Consider the following 15,593-nt stretch of genomic DNA (forward strand, 5'->3'; position numbering starts at 1 on the left):
TGCGTCCTTGGGCTCCGTGCGTGCCACCGCGGTGTCCTCCAGGTCGATCTCCGTCGATGCCTGGATCACAGTACTCATCAGGTGCGTTCTCCTTGATCAGGAGTTACACCGAAAACCGTACAGTCCCCATGTTCTCCAGTACTGTCAGTTTCGAGAGCACTCTGGTCAGCTGGAAGGTCCGGACCATGCCGAGGCGTGCCACTTTGTAGGCTGCCTTGCTTATGAGCGGTGTCCCGTCGAAGGACCAGGAACCGGCATCGGGTTGATCGAAGCCGGTGAGCAGGTTGAAGAACGTGGTCTTGCCTGCACCGTTGGGTCCGATCAAGGCGGTGATAACCCCACGTTGGATTTCGAGATGTTCCACGTCGACCGCGGTGAGGCCGCCGAAGGTGCGGCGGATTCCGTTCACGATCACAACGGGGTCGGGTTTGGCAGCGCCAGGCTCATGCGGCACCGACTGCAAAGCAGTCCGGCACGCGCGCATCGACTTGTTCTCCCCGGCGCCGGGCTCGGGAACCCTTGGCTGGGACGTATCACCGGCAGCGGGGACGTCCTCGGGTGCGGTGCCCGAGGAGAGGTGGTCAGTGGGGAAGTCGTCAGTGGGCATCGAGCGCGATCTCCCTTCGATCACCGAAGATGCCTTGCGGCCGGAAGATCATCAGCAGCATCAGCACCAATCCGACCAACATCAGCCGGATGATTGATGCTTGGTCGGCGTTCATGAACTGCGCCACGACCGGGTAGCCCGCCAACTGCGTCAAGACCGATCCGAGGAACGACAGGATCGCCCAGAACATCACCGCGCCGACGATCGGACCAAGGATCCGAGCGGCGCCACCGAGGATGAGCATGGTCAAGGCGATGAAGGTGAAGTCCAGGTTGAACGTGTCGGCCTGGACCGAAGCGGCCCCGAACGCGCCCACGAAACCTCCGGCGCATCCGACCACTCCCCCGAGGATGAGGGCCTGGATCTTGTAGCCGTAGACGTTCTTGCCCAGAGACCGCATCGCATCCTCGTCTTCACGGATGCCCCGGAGAACCCTTCCCCACGGTGATCGCATCAGGGCCCGGGTGAACAGACTGATCATGACGACCAGGCCCCAGCCGACAATGACTGTCCACAGCTCCTCCCGGCTGTAGGTCAAGAAGAAGCCGTCGTAGTTCGGCAGCGGGTTGAGGCTTCGGAACCCGGCGGTAAAGCCGGTCACACCGTCCTTGCCGTGAAAGTACGTCCGGAACGACGTCCCGAACACAAGTCGTAGGATCTCTGCCGCCGCGATGGTGACGATCGCCAGGTAATCCGCCCGAAGACGCAGGGTAGGAATACCCAGTATCAGCGCCAACGCCACGGTGAAGGCGATCGCGAGCAGGATCGCGAGGACGGTGGGAATCCCGCTTGTGGCGATCGCCGCGCCCATGATGTAACCGCCTACCGACAAGAAGGCGGCCTGACCGAAGTTGAGCAGCCCGGCGTAGCCGAACTGAATGTTCAAACCGATCGCAGCCAAGCAGAACGAGACGGCCACATAGCCGAAGCCGTCGTGCAGTGCCCCCGTGACGGCGCCGATGATGTCCATGTCCTCACCCGATCCTTTCGGCGCGGCCGAGCAAGCCTTGTGGTCGGACGAGCAGGACCAGCGCCAGCAGAACCATCGCGCCTGCGAACTTGAGTTCCGATGGGATGACCAAGGTTGAGGTCTCGACGAACAGCCCGATGATGATCGAGCCGATCAGCGCGCCCCACACTGATCCCAGACCTCCGACGCAGGTAGCGGCGAAGATCAACAGCAGTACCTGCGCTCCCAGTTGGTAGGACACCGATTGGGAGAATCCCAAGAACGCCCCGCTCAGTCCCGCCAGCGCGGTGCCCACGATCCACACCGTGGCTATGACACGATCGACGCTGATCCCCGTCGCAGAGGCCAGGGCCGGATTGTCCGACACCGCGCGCGTGGCGCGACCGATCCGGGTGTACTGCAAAGCAAGAGTGACCGCGACGAGCGCAAGCCCGCTGATGGAGATGATGACGACGTCTCGCATGGTGTAGGTGAACAAGCCGAAGGCGTCTCGGCCGGCGGGCGTGACGTATTCGCGGTAGGTCAAAGCGCGGCCGCCTGTGAAGTACTGGTAGAAGTTCCGGAGAAAGAACTGCAGACCGATCGAGACGATCATCATGGCGATAAGTCCCGTTCCGCGGCGTCTGAGTGGCCTCCACAAACCCTTTTCGTTCAGGTAGCCGAACAGTGCCGACAGCGCTACCGCCACCGCCACCGCCACGACGATGGGCAGCCCTACGACCCGGTTGCCGAGATAGGTGGCGAATGCCCCGAAGGTCACCAGCTCGCCGTGAGAGAAGTTCGACAGTCCCGTCGTGCCGAACACCATGGACAGGCCAAGAGCCCCCAATGACAGCACCAGGCCGAACAGCAGACCGTTGTAGAGCAGTTGGGGGACCTGGTCCCACACCGTCGACACTTGACGCGTATCGGGACCGAGGGGGAAGTTGACGGTGATCGTGCTCAAGGTGCCCGTTGGCCGCAAGGTGTTCGACGCTCCGTCGCGGATCTGCACAGCATCGGGAAGCGTCTTGGTGTCCAAGATGACGGCCAGGGTGCCCGAGTCGCTGCCGGGCACAGTGATCGCGAACCGGCCTTGGTCGTTGCTGACGCCGGTGTAGGTCTTACCCGTACTGGACTGGACATTGATCTTCACCCCAGCGACCGGTGCGTTGTTGTCAGCAGAGTTGCGCAACGTTCCCTGCACGGTCCGATCACCAGCCGCGTACGTCGGAGCGCCCATTGCCACGACGCCGAGCAGGGCGATCGAGAGCATGACCGCTCCCAGCAGTAGTGACAGGCGAGCAGGATGGCGGCGTACGCGCCAACGTGCACGGGGTGGTGTCATGGCCGCTCCGAAATTGCATGGCGGGATATCCGATCGGCCTGCGGCGGGTGGGCAAGCAGGCAGCGACGACAGCGTGGGGAGACCGACGACCGATACCACTCTGCCGCGGGCTGCGTCGGCCGTACCGCAGATTTCGGATGACCGATTCTCGCGGTTCTGGAATGCTATGCGCCCCCCATTGCCCGGTCCAGTCGTCGTTATCGATGCGCACTCATCGATATTTTCGACCAATCAACGGGAAGCAGCCGTATCTGTGCTGTGGCCGCGTAGGCGCCGGGTTGGTGGTCGTGGCGGTTGGACGTGCGGTGACGTCCATTCGACCGGTGGAGGCGCGGTGGCTGAGCCTGTCCGTGTAGCAGACTGACCGACCAGGAGGGGCGGAAGCTGCAGCGGATCGTGTGCCGGGCAGGCCCGACCCGACGGCTCCCCCGTCTACATCACCAACCGCGCCCTCGGCGAACAGGCCGTGGCCGGATCACGGTCTCGTTGGACATGCCGCAAGGCGAGGCAGTCTCGCTATGCCTCAATGCGGGGCGGCAAATGTTTTCGCGTACGATCGGTTATCTCAAGCGACGAATCGGTGGTCACGGACGGCGATTGGTGCGTGATGTACGACCTTCACCGGCTTCGGTTGCTGCGCGAACTCAAGCACCGCGGCACCCTTGCAGCTGTGGCCTCGGCCCTCTCGTACAGTCCTTCGACCATCTCTTCGCAGCTTTCGCAGCTGGAGGCCGAGGTGGGCGTCCCGCTCCTGGAACCTATGGGACGTCGGGTCCGTCTGACGCCCGCGGCGGAGATGCTGGTCGGGCATATCGAGGTGATCTTGGACCGGCTCGAGCAGGCTGAGGCCGATATCGCGCGGGCCAAAACTGTGCTCGAGGGGGACCTGCGGATTGCGACCTTCCAGACTGCTGCTAAGACTCTGGTCCTACCTGCCGTAGAGCTGCTTCAGCGCGAGCATCCGCAGCTTCGCGTCTTCGTGCATCAGGAGAACGAACGCACACCGCTGCGGGCGCTTGTCGCGCACGAATTCGACCTCGTCATCGCCGAGGAGTACCCGGGAGAGCCGCCGTCGGCTCTGACCGGCCTGCACACTCAGCTTCTCCTCAAGGATCCTCTTCTTCTGGCCACCCCACCGGACGGCGAGCCGCCGCAACTCGCAGCTCTCGCTCACCTGCCTTGGGTCATGGAGCCCGAGGGCAATGCCGCCAGGCGCTGGGCCAGCGCTGTCTGTCGCCAAGCCGGCTTTGAACCCCACGTTCGCTACCAGTCGACCGACCTCACCTTCCATGTGCGATTGATCGAAGCCGGGCAGGCGGTCGGATTCCTACCCAAACTTGCCTGGGGCGTCCACGCTCCTACAGTGACACTTACCGAGCTGACGCCGCCGAACGCTCGGCGCGTCCTCATCGCTACCCGCACTGGCAGCCACCATCACCCGGCCGTCGTTGCTGCCCGCGTCGCGCTCGACCGAATCAGCCGCAGCGCATGGGATCTGACCGGGAGTTGACGCCCGGAGGGGGCCTCGCCTCGACCGTCCTGGTCGCGGCGGCGGCGCTGGCGGGCTGCGGGATCACCGACACCACCCCACGTCTTCGACCGCTTCACCATAGGTGACGCCGCCCGTACCCGTACCGACACCATCCTGACCCTCACGCTGCCGCGGAATCCACCATGAGGAACGCCCATTACGCGCGGCACCAAGTAAACGGGCAGGCCGGCCCCTGGGAAGAACGAAGCCAGGGCCAGCCCGAACTCCACCGCCGAGTCCACGATCGGCCCCGGTGCGGAGTTGCCTCAGTCGCCCTCCATCACCGATGCCGGAGTGAGGATCCGGTTCTGCTGACTGTGCACGAGAGCGCGTACCTGACTGCGGAACGCGGCGAACTCCGGGTCGGCCATCAGCGCGGCCCGGCGCCGGTCACGATCCTCCCAGGACGAGAATCCCCACAGGTAGACCAGGGTGTTCAAGGTGCCGGTCTCGGTCTGGTAGACCCCGATGGGGTCGCCGAGATGGCGAGTCTGCGGTTGCCGTCCGCACTCGTGCCAGATGCGCAGGTACTCCTTGACCCCGCCGGGCCGGAGGCCGTAGTTGCGCTCTTCTACGATCACGATTCCTCCTTCTCGGTACCGGTGCCGGGCGGCCGGAGCAGCCGGTGTAGCCGGTCCACGACCTGGCCGAGTCCGGCCCGGTCGGCTGTCGCCGCGACGTACCGGTCGGGGCGGGTGAGGACGAAGCGTGTGGAGTGCCGGGTGAACCACTCGCGCAAGTGCCCCTCGAGGTCCTCGACGACCTGCGTCTCCCGGTGGACGGTCGCGCGCCGCGCCCGGCCGGCGCGCGAGTCGACGACCTTGACGAAGGTGGCGCCGAGTGCGGTGAGGCAGTCGCGTTGGGCGCCGGAGAGGTGCTCGGCCGGGTCGGCCCCGAAGCCCACCACCGCGAACCAGGGGCCGAGCACGTCGTCCAAGCGCAGGACGTCGCCCTCGGCGTTCTCGACCAGAGGCTGGATGAACATGCGCCCGACCGGCGACCGCCGACCGTGCCCGTCGGGGACCACGACGCCGTCGGTGTACTGCGGCATCGGCTTGAACCGCATCTGCAGGACCCAGTCGCGCACCGCCGGCGCTCGCACGACGGCGTGGAAGAACACGTCGCGTGCGGTCGCCACCAGGCGGTTGGTGGGTGACAGGATGCGGCCGAGCGTGGTCGACAGGTCGATCATCGCCTGCGCGTGGGGGCGCCGCTCGGTGTCGTACGTGGCCAGGATGTCCGGATCGGCGTGCCCCCTGACGGCGGCGGCGATCTTCCAGGCGAGATTGGTGACATCGCGGATGCCGGTGTTCATCCCCTGACCCGCCCAGGGCGGCATGAGGTGGGCGGCGTCGCCGACGAGGCACACGCGGCCGACGGTGAAGCACCGGGCGATCCGCGAGTGGTGGGTGTAGACGCGTGCCCTGATGATGTTCAGCCGCGCCGGGTCCTCGACATGGTGGCCGAGCAGCTCGTGCACCTTGTCGGTCTTGAGCATCTCGTCGTCGTCCTCGCCGGGGAACAGCATGAACTCCCAGCGCCGGAGGTCGTGCGGCAGATGGACGCAGACGTACGGCCGCGCCGGATCGCAGTGCAACCCGGTGTACTGGGCGTCGAGAGGGTCGTTGTCACACTCGACGACCACCCACTTGCGCGGATGCGTGTCGCCCTCCAGCTCCACGCCCAGCAGCTCGCGGACGGTGCTGCGGCCTCCATCGGCACCGACCACGTAATCGGCGCGGACCCGCAGGCTCTCACCTCCGGGAGTCTGGACGTCGAGCTCGACCCCGTCGCCGTCCTGCTCCAGCCGGACGACCTCGTGCCCGAGCAGCACACGCACCGAGGGGAACCGGTGCAGGCCGCGGCGCAGCACCACCTCGCAGCCGGGCTGCACGAAGATGTTGCGCCGGGACCAGCCGTACTCGCGCGTGGCCGGCCGGACGTCGGCGAAGCACCGGTTGCGGGCGTCGAAGAACCGCAGCGGCACGTTCTGGATCATGTCCTTGATCAGCTCGTCGGCCAGGCCCACGGCTTGGAAGCTGCGCAGGGATTCGTCGTCCATGCCGACCGCGCGCGGGTAGTCGATGATCTCGGAGGAGCGCTCGATGAGCACGGCGTCCAAGCCGTACATGCCGAGGAAGTTCGCGAGGGTGGCGCCCGCCGGGCCGGCGCCGACCACGGCGACCTGGGTCCGCAGCGTGCGGGTCATGGCCGGTCCTGATGCCGGTCCAGGAACTCCCGCAGTGCGGTCAGGTAGTCGTCCAGGTTGTCGTCGTGCACATAGTGCCCGGCTTCGCGGATCTCCTGCCAGGTGAGCAGCGACTGGCGGGCGGCCATCTCGGCGCACGTGGCGGCGGGCAGGAAGTCCGACCGGGCACCGCGGAGCACCAGCGTCGGGCACCGCAGCGCTTCGACGTGCGGCCACAGATCCACGGTGCGTGCCGGGTCGGGATCCAGGCGCACCCGCGCGATGCCCTCGAGGTCGAACCTCCACACCCACTGGCCGTCGGCGGCCGCACGAACGGTGTTGTCGATCCGGGAGTCGAGCGCGGCCTGCGAGATGTCCGGGCGCACGCTCCGCCAGTACGCAAGCGCCTCGTCCCGCCCGGCGAACGCGCGCGGCGTCCGCTCGAGTTCGCGCCTGATCCGCTCCGCGCCCGCGCCGGACGCCGACGAACCGGGCCCGATGTCCTCGATCACCGCGAGCCGGACCCGCTCCGGGTGCCGTGCCGCGTAGACGATCGCGTTGGTGCCGCCCATGGAATGACCGACGAGCGTGAAGCGCCGCAATTCCAACGCGTCGGCGAGCTGCTCGACATCGCTGACATAGGCATCGGTGACGTATTCGCCCGCCGGATCCCAGGCGCTGTCACCGCGGCCCCGGTGGTCCAGGGCGATGAGCCGATGGCGATCGGCCAGCGCCGCCGCCACCGGCTCCCACGTCCGCGCGTAGCTTCGTAGTCCGTGCAGCAGCACGATCGGGGGCGCATCCGGCTCGCCCCACTCCACGTAGTGCGCGCGCAGACCGTTCAGCGTGGTGAACCGGTCGGCGCCGGCAGTCGGCTTCTTCTGCACGGACCTGCTCACCGCAGCCCGTCTCGGCCCTCGATCGCACCCGCCGCCAGCCCGCCGAGGCGCGCGTGCAGCCGGCCCCGGGTGGCGAAGGCGAAGATCGCCACCACCTCGTCCGGAGCGGGCGCGTCGGTGAAGGTCACGGTGACGGTGTCGTAGTGCGAGCGCACGTAGAGCGCGTCCTTGTGCGCGAGCGGCACGTCGATGCTCGTGCCCGGGGCGGCACGCTTGCCGGTTGAGGGCACCCAGGACAGCCCGCCGCCGACCGCCTCGCGGACCGGGTCGGCGAACACCTGGGTGAGGAAGGCGTTGCCGTGCTCGTACTCGCCGTTGGCGCCCACAAGGCAGGCCTTGCCGTAGCTCTCGATCGGCCGGCCTTCGGCCGCCGACTTGACCCGGCGGCCGAACTCCAGGCCGAGCGCGGCCGAGCGGCCCACGATCTCGTCGAGGGATTCGCTGTACCGGCCCGCGTAGGGGTTGTGGATCGCCGCGGCGATGACGATCTTCCGCACCGGCTCGCCGTCTGCGAGGGCGCCGGTCTCGGTGGCCAGGGTGTCCTCGATGTAGGTGAACCACTTACGGATGTGGTAACCCTCGAAATTCGGGTCGCGCATGAGGTCTCTCCAGTGATCAGGTGTAGAGCGGATCGAGATCGACGGTCTCGCTCGGCGCGTTGTGCTCGCCGAGGATCCGCTTGCCTTCCTCGTCGTCCTGCACGGTCTCGCAGAAGAACTCGAAGCGGTTGCCGTCAGGGTCGGTGAAGTACACCCCGAAGCCCACCTTGTGGTCGGTCGTCTTCACCACCGGTACGCCCTTGCTGAGCAGCATGCCGTACAGGCGGCGCAACTCGTCCAGGTTGCCGTCGATCTCCAGGCCGTAGTGCTGGAGCCCGATGCCACCGGGCCGGGCACCGTCCTCGGCGCGGATCAGCGCGATGTCGTGGTGCTTGAGCCCGTAGGAGAGGAAGACCCATTCCGGCCCCCGTGCGGTGACCTCCATGCCGAGCACGTCCTCGTACCATTTCGCCGAGGTCTCGGGGTCGGCGACGAACAGCGACAGGTGGGTGCGCCGCACCCGTGGTTTCACCCCGGGTGCGGCGTCGGTCGTGGACTGCGATGCGTCGTTCTTGGCCGTCAACGTTGCCTCCTTAGTGGGCACCGGGACCCGCGGCGACGGCCGGGGTCCATGCCACGTCGGTGATTTCGGGGAACTCGCGCCATTCCTTGGTCCAGGTCCGTCCGGCGTCGGTGGACCGCAGGAGGTGGCCGTACTTGGTGCCGGCGAAGACCGTCGACGGGTCGGCCGGGTGGGTGCCGAACGCCCACACCGTGGAGTTGGCCGGAGTGTCGAGATCGGCCTCGGTCCAGGTCTGCGCGAGGTCGGTCGAGTAGAGGATCTTCGTCATCGTGCCGGGTGTGGCGTCGCCGATGCCGAGCAGCAGTTCGTCGGTACCGGGGATCGGCATCACCAGGCGGGTGTAGTAGATCCCGTACTTCCGGCGGGTGTCCTGCCGGGTCCAGGTCCGGCCGTCGTCCTGGCTGACGAACAGCGCGTTGACGACCGCGACCACGATCGTCTTGGGCGGACCGGCGAGGACCACGATGCTGTGGATGTCGGAGTTGGTGACCCCGTCCGGCAGCGACGCGGGAGTGCCGTCAACGCGCTGCCAGGTGTAGCCCCGATCGCGCGTGCGCCACAGGCCGCCCTCTTCGACGCCGAACCACGCGCCCCCGCTGTCGACGTGATCCCACGTCACCGTGAGGATACGCGGGCGGTTGACGCCGGCGCAGAACTCGGGGATCTCCGGGGGAAGCCGGTCCCAGCTCTTCCCGGCGTCGGTGGTGCGGAACACCGCCGCGCGGGAGGGCGCGCCGGTGCCGGCGAGTATGCGGTCGGGATCGTCGGGGTCGATGGCCAGCGACCAGATGTGCATGCCGTTCATCGGGGAGTCGACACGGTGCCAGGTCACGCCGGTGTCGTCGCTGCGGACCAGGCCGACGTCGGCCCCCGCGTAGATCACCTGTGGATCGGCGGGGTGGACGGCCAGGCACCGGACCACGGCGTCGAACTCCACCTCCTGCCCCGGCGGGATCCGGTACCAGCTTCTGCCGTCGTCCGCGCTGGACAGCACGCCCTGTCCCGCGGTTGCCACGAGAATCGTTCCTTCCATGGCGATGCTCCTTGGTTGAGGGTTCAGAGGAAGATGCCGCGGGTGAGCCCGCCGTCGATGCCGAGCGATTCACCCGTGATGCCGCCGGCGTGCGGCGAGGCCAGGAAGCACAGTGTGCGGGCGACTTCCTGCGCGGTCAGGACCCGGCGGATCGGCGTCCGATCGATGAAGTTCTGCTCGACTTGCTGCGGCGTGATGCCCTGTTTGGCGGCTTCCTTCTCATACAGTTCGTGAATGTGCTCGGTCTCCACCACCCCGGGGTGCACCGTGTTCACCGTGATCCCGGACGGGCCGAGCTGGTCCGACAGGGCCTTGGTCATGTGCACGATGGCAAGATTGCGCATGCCGGACAGGGCGTGGCTGGACCGGCCGGTCAGCCCGCCGATGTTGAGGATGCGCCCGTAGCCGAGTTTCCGCATGTGCGGCGCGGCCGCCTGCGCGCACCGGAAGTAGCCGACGACCTTGGTGTTCAGGTCGGTCAGCAGGAGATCGGGGTCGGCCTCGTCGACCGAGTTGCGCACCAGTCCCGACGGTGCGGCGGCGCCGTTGACGAGGATGTCGACGCGGCCCAGTTCGACGGCCGCCGCGTCCATCATCGCGCGCACCGATTCGGTGCTGGTGGTGTCGGCCACGAGAGGCACGACGCGTCCACCCAGCTCGGCCTCGATCTCCTTGGCGGTCTCCTCCAGGAGATGCCCGCGCCGGGCGGCGATCACCACCGAGACGCCTTCCTTCACCAGCTCACGGGCCACGGCCCTGCCGATGCCGAGCGCGCCGCCGGTGACGACGGCGACCCGCCCGCGAAGCTCGAGATCCACGACGTTCCCCTCCTGGTTCGGTGTTCTCACGTGAGGTTCACCCACACGCTCTTGGTCTCGGTGTAGTGCTCGAGCACCTCGCGGCCCATCTCCCGTCCCCAGCCGGACTGCTTGTAGCCGCCGAAGGGGGAGCCCGGGTCGGTGAGGTTGTAACAGTTGACCCACACCGTCCCGGCCCTGATCGCCGCCGCGATGCGATGGGCCGTCTTCAGGTCCTGCGTCCACACCCCGGCGGAAAGGCCGTAGGGAGTGTCGTTGGCCTTGGCGACGAGGTCGTCGATGTCGTCCCACTCCATCGCGACCAGGACCGGGCCGAAGATCTCCTCGCGCACCACGCGCATCGAATGGTCGGTCTCGACGAAGATCGTCGGTTGCAGGAAGAAGCCGTCGCGGTGGTCCTCACCGAGCCCGTCCGGGCGTCCGCCGCCGGTGGCCAGCTTGCCGCCCTCCTGCCGGCCGGAGGCGATGTACTCCCCCACCCGAGCGAGGTGCCTCGCCGACACCAGCGGGCCCATCTCGGTGCCCGGATCGGTGCCGGGACCCACCACGATGCGGCCGGCGCGCTCGACCAGCGCGGCCATCACCTCGTCGTAGATGCGCTTGTGCACGTACAGGCGCGACCCCGCGGTGCAGGTCTGTCCCTGGTTGAAGAAGATCGCATCAGCGGCCGCCTCGGCGACCTGCGCGGGGTCGGCGTCCGGCAGGACGATGTGCGGCGATTTCCCGCCCAGCTCCAGTGACACCTTCTTCAGGTTGCCCGTGGCGGCCCGTGCGACGAGCCGCCCGACCTCGGTGGACCCGGTGAAGGCGATCTTGTCGACACCCGCGTGGTCCGCGATCGCCGCGCCGGCCTCGGCGCCGGTGCCGGTGACCACGTTGACGACCCCGTCCGGGAAGCCCGCCTCCTGAATGAGCTCCGCCAGCCGCAGCGTGGACAGCGACGTCTCCTCGGCCGGCTTCAGCACCACGGTGTTTCCGGTCGCCAGGGCGGGGGCCAGCTTCCAGCAGGCCATCGACATGGGGAAGTTCCACGGGACGATCGCGCCGACCACGCCGACGGGCTCGTGCAGCGTGTAGTTGAGGATCTTCAGCCCGCCCCGGGGCGACACCGGGACGGTGCTTCCTTCGAACTTGCTCGGCCACCCGGCGAAGTACCGGAACAGTTTCGCACTGGAGCCGACGTCCACGGCCCTGGCCACGTTGACCGGCTTGCCGTTGTCGTGCGCCTCGATCAGCGCCAGCTCGTCGGCGTGCTCCTCGATCAGCTCCGCCAGGGTGTTGAGCAGCCGCCCGCGGTCCAGCGGGGAGATGTCCCTCCAGGCCGGCGACTCGAAGGCGGCGCGCGCCGCGCGGACGGCCCGGTCGACGTCCGCGCCGTCACCCCGCGCGATGGTGGTCAGCCTCCGGCCCGTCGCCGGGTCCACGGACTCCAAGGTCTCGCCGGTTAGGGATTCCACCCATTCGCCGCCGATGAGCATACGCTGCGGCCGGTTCACGAACCGTCGCACCGTCTGGGAGAGCGAAATTTCGGACGACATCGCGGTCCTCACATCGTCATCTGAATAAGGTGCGGGCCTCGCGCCCAGAGCGCGTCGGTGAACGCGACGCACAGCTCACCGACGGTGGTGGCGTCGCTCGCCGGGACTCCGAAACCGCGCGCGAGCGACACCCAGTCGATCGCGGGCTCGCCGAGGCTGGTCAGCCGTGCGGCTTGGGGACCCGGTTCGGGGCTTCCGTGGCGGGCGAGCTCGGTGCGCAGGACGTTGTAGGCGTGGTTGGCGGCGATCAGCACGACGACGTCGGCCGACTCGCGCGCCATGGTCCACAGGGCCTGCGCGGTGTACAGGCCGCTGCCGTCGGACTGCAGGGCGATGACGGGACGCTCGGGTGCGGCGATGGCGGCGCCGAGCGCGGCCGGCAGTCCCTGGCCGATCGCGCCGCCGGTGTTGGTCAGGACGGTGTGGGGCACCGCTGCGGCCGATGCCGAGTAGAAGGGGTAGCCGCAGGTCCCGCCTTCGACCGAGACGATGGCGTTCTCCGGCAGCCAGTTCGCCAGGGCGGCGCCGACGGTCTGCCCGGTCAGCGCGGCACCGGGCGCAGGCTCGACCGGCTGCTGCGCGCCGGCCGTGGGTCGATCCTCCGCGCCGACGAGTTCGGCCAGCGCTACCAGTGCCTGTTCGACGTCCTGGGCGACGTCCGCGAGCCGGTGCACCGTCCCCTGGGGTGCCAGGCGGCTGGGGATCCCTTCGTATCCGAAGTAGGCGACCGGTTCGGAGACCCCGGCCAGCACCACCACCGCGGCGTCCCGGAGCGCCGCTACCGCTCTCTCCGGGAAGTACGGCAGGCGGTCGATCGGGGGCAGCCCGCCGCCCCGCTCGGCTCTGGCGGGAAACGTCTCGCTGTAGAGACGGGCTCCGGTGGCGGCCGCGATCCGGCCTGCGGCGGACTGGCCCCGGCGGCTCAGGCCCGCGCCGCCCAGGAGGAGAACGCCCCGGGAGCCGGCGGCCCGCAACCGGTGGGCGGCCTGCTCCACGTCCTCCCCGCCGACGCCGGGCCGGGGGGCGGCACAGGGGCTCTCCTCCAGCGGCGGCTCCTGCGCGGTCAGCTGCTGGAGATCGGCGGGCACGACCAGCGTCGACACGCCCAGGCGTTCATGCGCGTCGTCGATCGCCCGCCGCGTCACCGAGGCGACCGAGGCGCGATCATCGATCTCGTGGTGCGCTCCGACGGTGCCCGCGAGGGCCGCGATGTCGGAGGTCAAGGGCGCGTCGAAGGCCAGGTGCCAGCTCGCGTGATCACCCACGACGTTGACGACCGGGCTGTGCGCGCGGCGCGCGTTGTGCAGGTTCGCCAGGCCGTTCGCGAGCCCTGGCCCGAGGTGCAGCAGGGTCAGCGCGGCTCGCCGGGCGATCCGGGCGTATCCGTCGGCGGCGCCCGTGCACACGTTTTCGTGCAGCCCGAGCACCGCCCGCAGCCCCGGTGTGCGGTCGAGCGCGGTGACGAGCGGCATCTCGGTGGTTCCTGGATTGGCGAAGCACACCGACACACCACGACCGGCGGCCGTCTCCAGGAGGACTTGCGCTCCGGTGAGTTCCTCGTGCGCGATGTGGCGGTCGGTCTTCACTGATCGTCCTGTTCCGGCACGTGGTGACAGTGCGCCGTGTCATGGCCTACCGGCGGCGGAACGTCCAGCGAGGGGTTGCGGTCGAAGAACCCGGCGGGCTTGAGGGTGAAGCCGACGTACTCGCATGGCATGATCGGCCAGTCTTCCGGGCGGGGCAGGTGGGAGGTGCCGAACGTGTGCCACAGCACGACGTCGGTGTTCGCGAGGTCTCGCTCCTGCTTGACCCACTCCCCGATCCCGTCCCCGGGATGCTGGTTCGGGTAGTCGCCGGCGGGGTGCAGCTCGTCGGGGCTGTAGCGGGTCACCCACAGGTGTGCCCGGGCGAACTCCGCGCGGCGGGCCAGGTCGCTCTCCGGGGCCGCGAGCAGCGTGGGGCCGGCGAAGGGCACCAGCTTGTACGCCACCGGCTGCCCGAGACGGTTCCGCACCTCGGGGTTGACGACCTTCCAGGTGCGGGCCGCGAGAGGATCGCACATGCGCCGCCCGTCCCGCTCGTTCTCGATCAAGGTCTGCCGGGCCACGATCGCGTTGCCGTGAGGATTGTCCGGCCCGACCGGGAGGCCGACGGCGTCGACCTCGACGACGGAGTTCCGCGGGCCGTCGACCTCCATGTCCAGACGCATGTTGAACAGGTGCTGGTGGTTGGGCGCGTCCAGCTGCGGCGCGACAAGGGTTCCGTATCCGGGAACCTCCCCCGGGGCGATCGCGCGTGTCTGAACGATGCCGGTCAGCTTCGCTTCGAACTGGATCGTTCCGTCGAGGTAGAAGTACCAGAAGAAGCCGTACTCGTAGTTGCCGATCGTGTGGATGGCCGACACGACCATCCGGCGGGAGCGCCTGACCTCCGCCCGCTCGACATAACGGAAGTCCCAGTGCTTCCAGAGGATGCCGTAGTCCTCCTCGTGCAGGCAGATGGCGTTGGGGACGGTGTGCGGGCCGCCGGACTCGTCGGCGAGCACCGCGTCGAGGTAACGGATCTCGCCCAGGCAGTCACATCCGAGGCTGAGCGACCCGACGGTCTTGCCCAGGTTGTACTCGCCGGCGTCGAAGACGTTCCGGAAGTAGAAGTCGTCGCTGGTGTCGCCGTAGGGCACGACCATCTCGCCGATGCTCGCCCGGTGCAGGATCGACCTGCGCCGATCACCGTCCTGGTAGGAGACGTCGCTGATGACCAGGCCTTCCACGGTGTCGATGTGCGCGTGCAGCCGCCAGCGCTGCCACTCGATCACGTTGCCCGACACCGTGAACGACGGGCCCTCAGGCTGGACGATCTCGATGGGACGAAGGTCGTCGCGCAGCGGGCCGACGCTGTCGACGTCGTAGTTGCCGCTCTCGGGCGGCAACGGAATGGGCTCTCCTTCGAGGATCGCGGCGACGGAGCGGGCGTCACAGTCGATCACGAACACGAGGTTCCCCACAGGACGCGCGTAGCCGTTGTCCTCCTTGAAGCGCCGGACGTAGGCGCTGGCCCGGATGACGCGGCGCCGGGCGTCCACGCCCTCGACCGGCAGGGTGCCCGTCGACCAGGGGTCGAGCTGCAGCAGGGACAGGTCGTCGACCCCGTGGCGGGCGAGCGCGGCGATCGAGGCGCCGTCGTTCTTCACGATGTCCTCGAGGGCGAGGATCTCCTCGATCATGATCGGCGGCTGCACTCCCGGCACGTGCCGCCAGGAGGTCACGACGTTCCGCGCGAGATCTACGCGCGCTTCGTGGGTGGCGCCGGCATCGCGGTCGTAGGCGACCAGAAACGCCGACCGCGCGACAGGGCGCGACGGATCGTGGCTCCGCACCACATCCTTGTCCGGAGGGTCCAGCCGCACCAGGGGAAACCTCAGCGACTCGAGATCCGGCCGGCTGGTACGCACGGCGTGCACGGCCCGTTCGATCTCCTCGGCGGTCAACGGATCGTACGGGTGCGATGTCGTCATGGCCGGCGCCTCCAGAGTGTCGTGGCGAACGTGCGATGTCCTCAGT

At 68.3% G+C, this 15,593-nt stretch carries 13 protein-coding genes and 1 pseudogene; 1 reads left to right on the forward strand and 13 read right to left on the reverse strand.

The annotated features are described in order from the left end of the window. Positions 1 to 127 precede the first annotated feature (127 nt). The 3 genes and pseudogenes from EJK15_RS15755 to EJK15_RS15765 all read right to left on the reverse strand — a co-directional run. Positions 128 to 484 (reverse strand): annotated as a pseudogene (locus EJK15_RS15755) (ATP-binding cassette domain-containing protein); the annotation flags it as partial. A 112-nt stretch (positions 485 to 596) separates the two neighbouring features. After that, positions 597 to 1,577: a branched-chain amino acid ABC transporter permease gene (locus tag EJK15_RS15760; RefSeq protein WP_138711172.1), complete on the reverse strand. Its 981-nt coding sequence runs from the start codon at positions 1,575 to 1,577 to the stop codon at positions 597 to 599. 4 nt (positions 1,578 to 1,581) lie between these two features. Then, entirely contained in the window at positions 1,582 to 2,832 is a 1,251-nt protein-coding gene (locus EJK15_RS15765; protein ID WP_171074331.1) for a branched-chain amino acid ABC transporter permease, read from the reverse strand. Positions 2,833 to 3,511: 679 nt separating this feature from the next. On the opposite strand from EJK15_RS15765, the gene EJK15_RS15770 reads away from it, so the two are divergent. After that, a complete protein-coding gene (locus EJK15_RS15770) occupies positions 3,512 to 4,414 on the forward strand; it encodes a LysR substrate-binding domain-containing protein (protein WP_138711174.1) in 903 nt (300 codons plus the stop codon). Between the two features lie 287 nt (positions 4,415 to 4,701). Here the strand turns inward: EJK15_RS15770 and EJK15_RS15775 are convergent, their stop codons facing one another. The 10 genes from EJK15_RS15775 to EJK15_RS15820 are packed head-to-tail and all read right to left on the reverse strand — an operon-like array spanning position 4,702 to position 15,547. Next, positions 4,702 to 5,016 carry an NIPSNAP family protein gene (locus EJK15_RS15775; protein WP_138711175.1) on the reverse strand — a complete coding sequence of 105 codons (315 nt, stop codon included), beginning with the start codon at positions 5,014 to 5,016 and terminating at the stop codon, positions 4,702 to 4,704. After that, positions 5,013 to 6,644 carry a bifunctional 3-(3-hydroxy-phenyl)propionate/3-hydroxycinnamic acid hydroxylase gene (locus EJK15_RS15780; protein WP_138711176.1) on the reverse strand — a complete coding sequence of 544 codons (1,632 nt, stop codon included), beginning with the start codon at positions 6,642 to 6,644 and terminating at the stop codon, positions 5,013 to 5,015. The genes EJK15_RS15775 and EJK15_RS15780 overlap by 4 nt, the downstream gene beginning before the upstream one ends. After that, the gene (locus EJK15_RS15785) at positions 6,641 to 7,510 is read right to left on the reverse strand and encodes an alpha/beta fold hydrolase (protein WP_171074337.1); all 870 of its coding nucleotides are present in this window, start codon (positions 7,508 to 7,510) and stop codon (positions 6,641 to 6,643) included. Before EJK15_RS15785 ends, EJK15_RS15780 begins: the two co-directional genes overlap by 4 nt. An 8-nt stretch (positions 7,511 to 7,518) precedes the next feature. Then, entirely contained in the window at positions 7,519 to 8,121 is a 603-nt protein-coding gene (locus EJK15_RS15790) for an amino acid synthesis family protein (RefSeq protein WP_138711178.1), read from the reverse strand. A gap of 16 nt (positions 8,122 to 8,137) precedes the next feature. Next, complete coding sequence (locus EJK15_RS15795) at positions 8,138 to 8,644, reverse strand: VOC family protein (protein WP_138711179.1); 507 nt, start codon at positions 8,642 to 8,644, stop codon at positions 8,138 to 8,140. Between the two features lie 10 nt (positions 8,645 to 8,654). Then, on the reverse strand, positions 8,655 to 9,677 hold the full coding sequence (locus tag EJK15_RS15800; protein ID WP_138711180.1) for a WD40/YVTN/BNR-like repeat-containing protein: 1,023 nt from the start codon (positions 9,675 to 9,677) through the stop codon (positions 8,655 to 8,657). Between the two features lie 23 nt (positions 9,678 to 9,700). Further along, a complete protein-coding gene (locus EJK15_RS15805; RefSeq protein WP_138711181.1) occupies positions 9,701 to 10,495 on the reverse strand; it encodes an SDR family NAD(P)-dependent oxidoreductase in 795 nt (264 codons plus the stop codon). A 26-nt stretch (positions 10,496 to 10,521) separates the two neighbouring features. Next, the gene (locus EJK15_RS15810; protein ID WP_138711182.1) at positions 10,522 to 12,033 is read right to left on the reverse strand and encodes an aldehyde dehydrogenase family protein; all 1,512 of its coding nucleotides are present in this window, start codon (positions 12,031 to 12,033) and stop codon (positions 10,522 to 10,524) included. Positions 12,034 to 12,041: 8 nt separating this feature from the next. Beyond that, positions 12,042 to 13,619, reverse strand: coding sequence for an acetolactate synthase large subunit (locus EJK15_RS15815; protein ID WP_138711183.1), 1,578 nt, complete (start codon positions 13,617 to 13,619; stop codon positions 12,042 to 12,044). Continuing rightward, complete coding sequence (locus EJK15_RS15820) at positions 13,616 to 15,547, reverse strand: primary-amine oxidase (RefSeq protein ID WP_138711184.1); 1,932 nt, start codon at positions 15,545 to 15,547, stop codon at positions 13,616 to 13,618. Before EJK15_RS15820 ends, EJK15_RS15815 begins: the two co-directional genes overlap by 4 nt. Between the last annotated feature and the right edge of the window lie 46 nt (positions 15,548 to 15,593).

Origin of the sequence: Nonomuraea basaltis (genome assembly GCF_005893125.1) — a bacterium.
Taxonomy (GTDB): Bacteria; Actinomycetota; Actinomycetes; order Streptosporangiales; family Streptosporangiaceae; genus Nonomuraea; species Nonomuraea basaltis.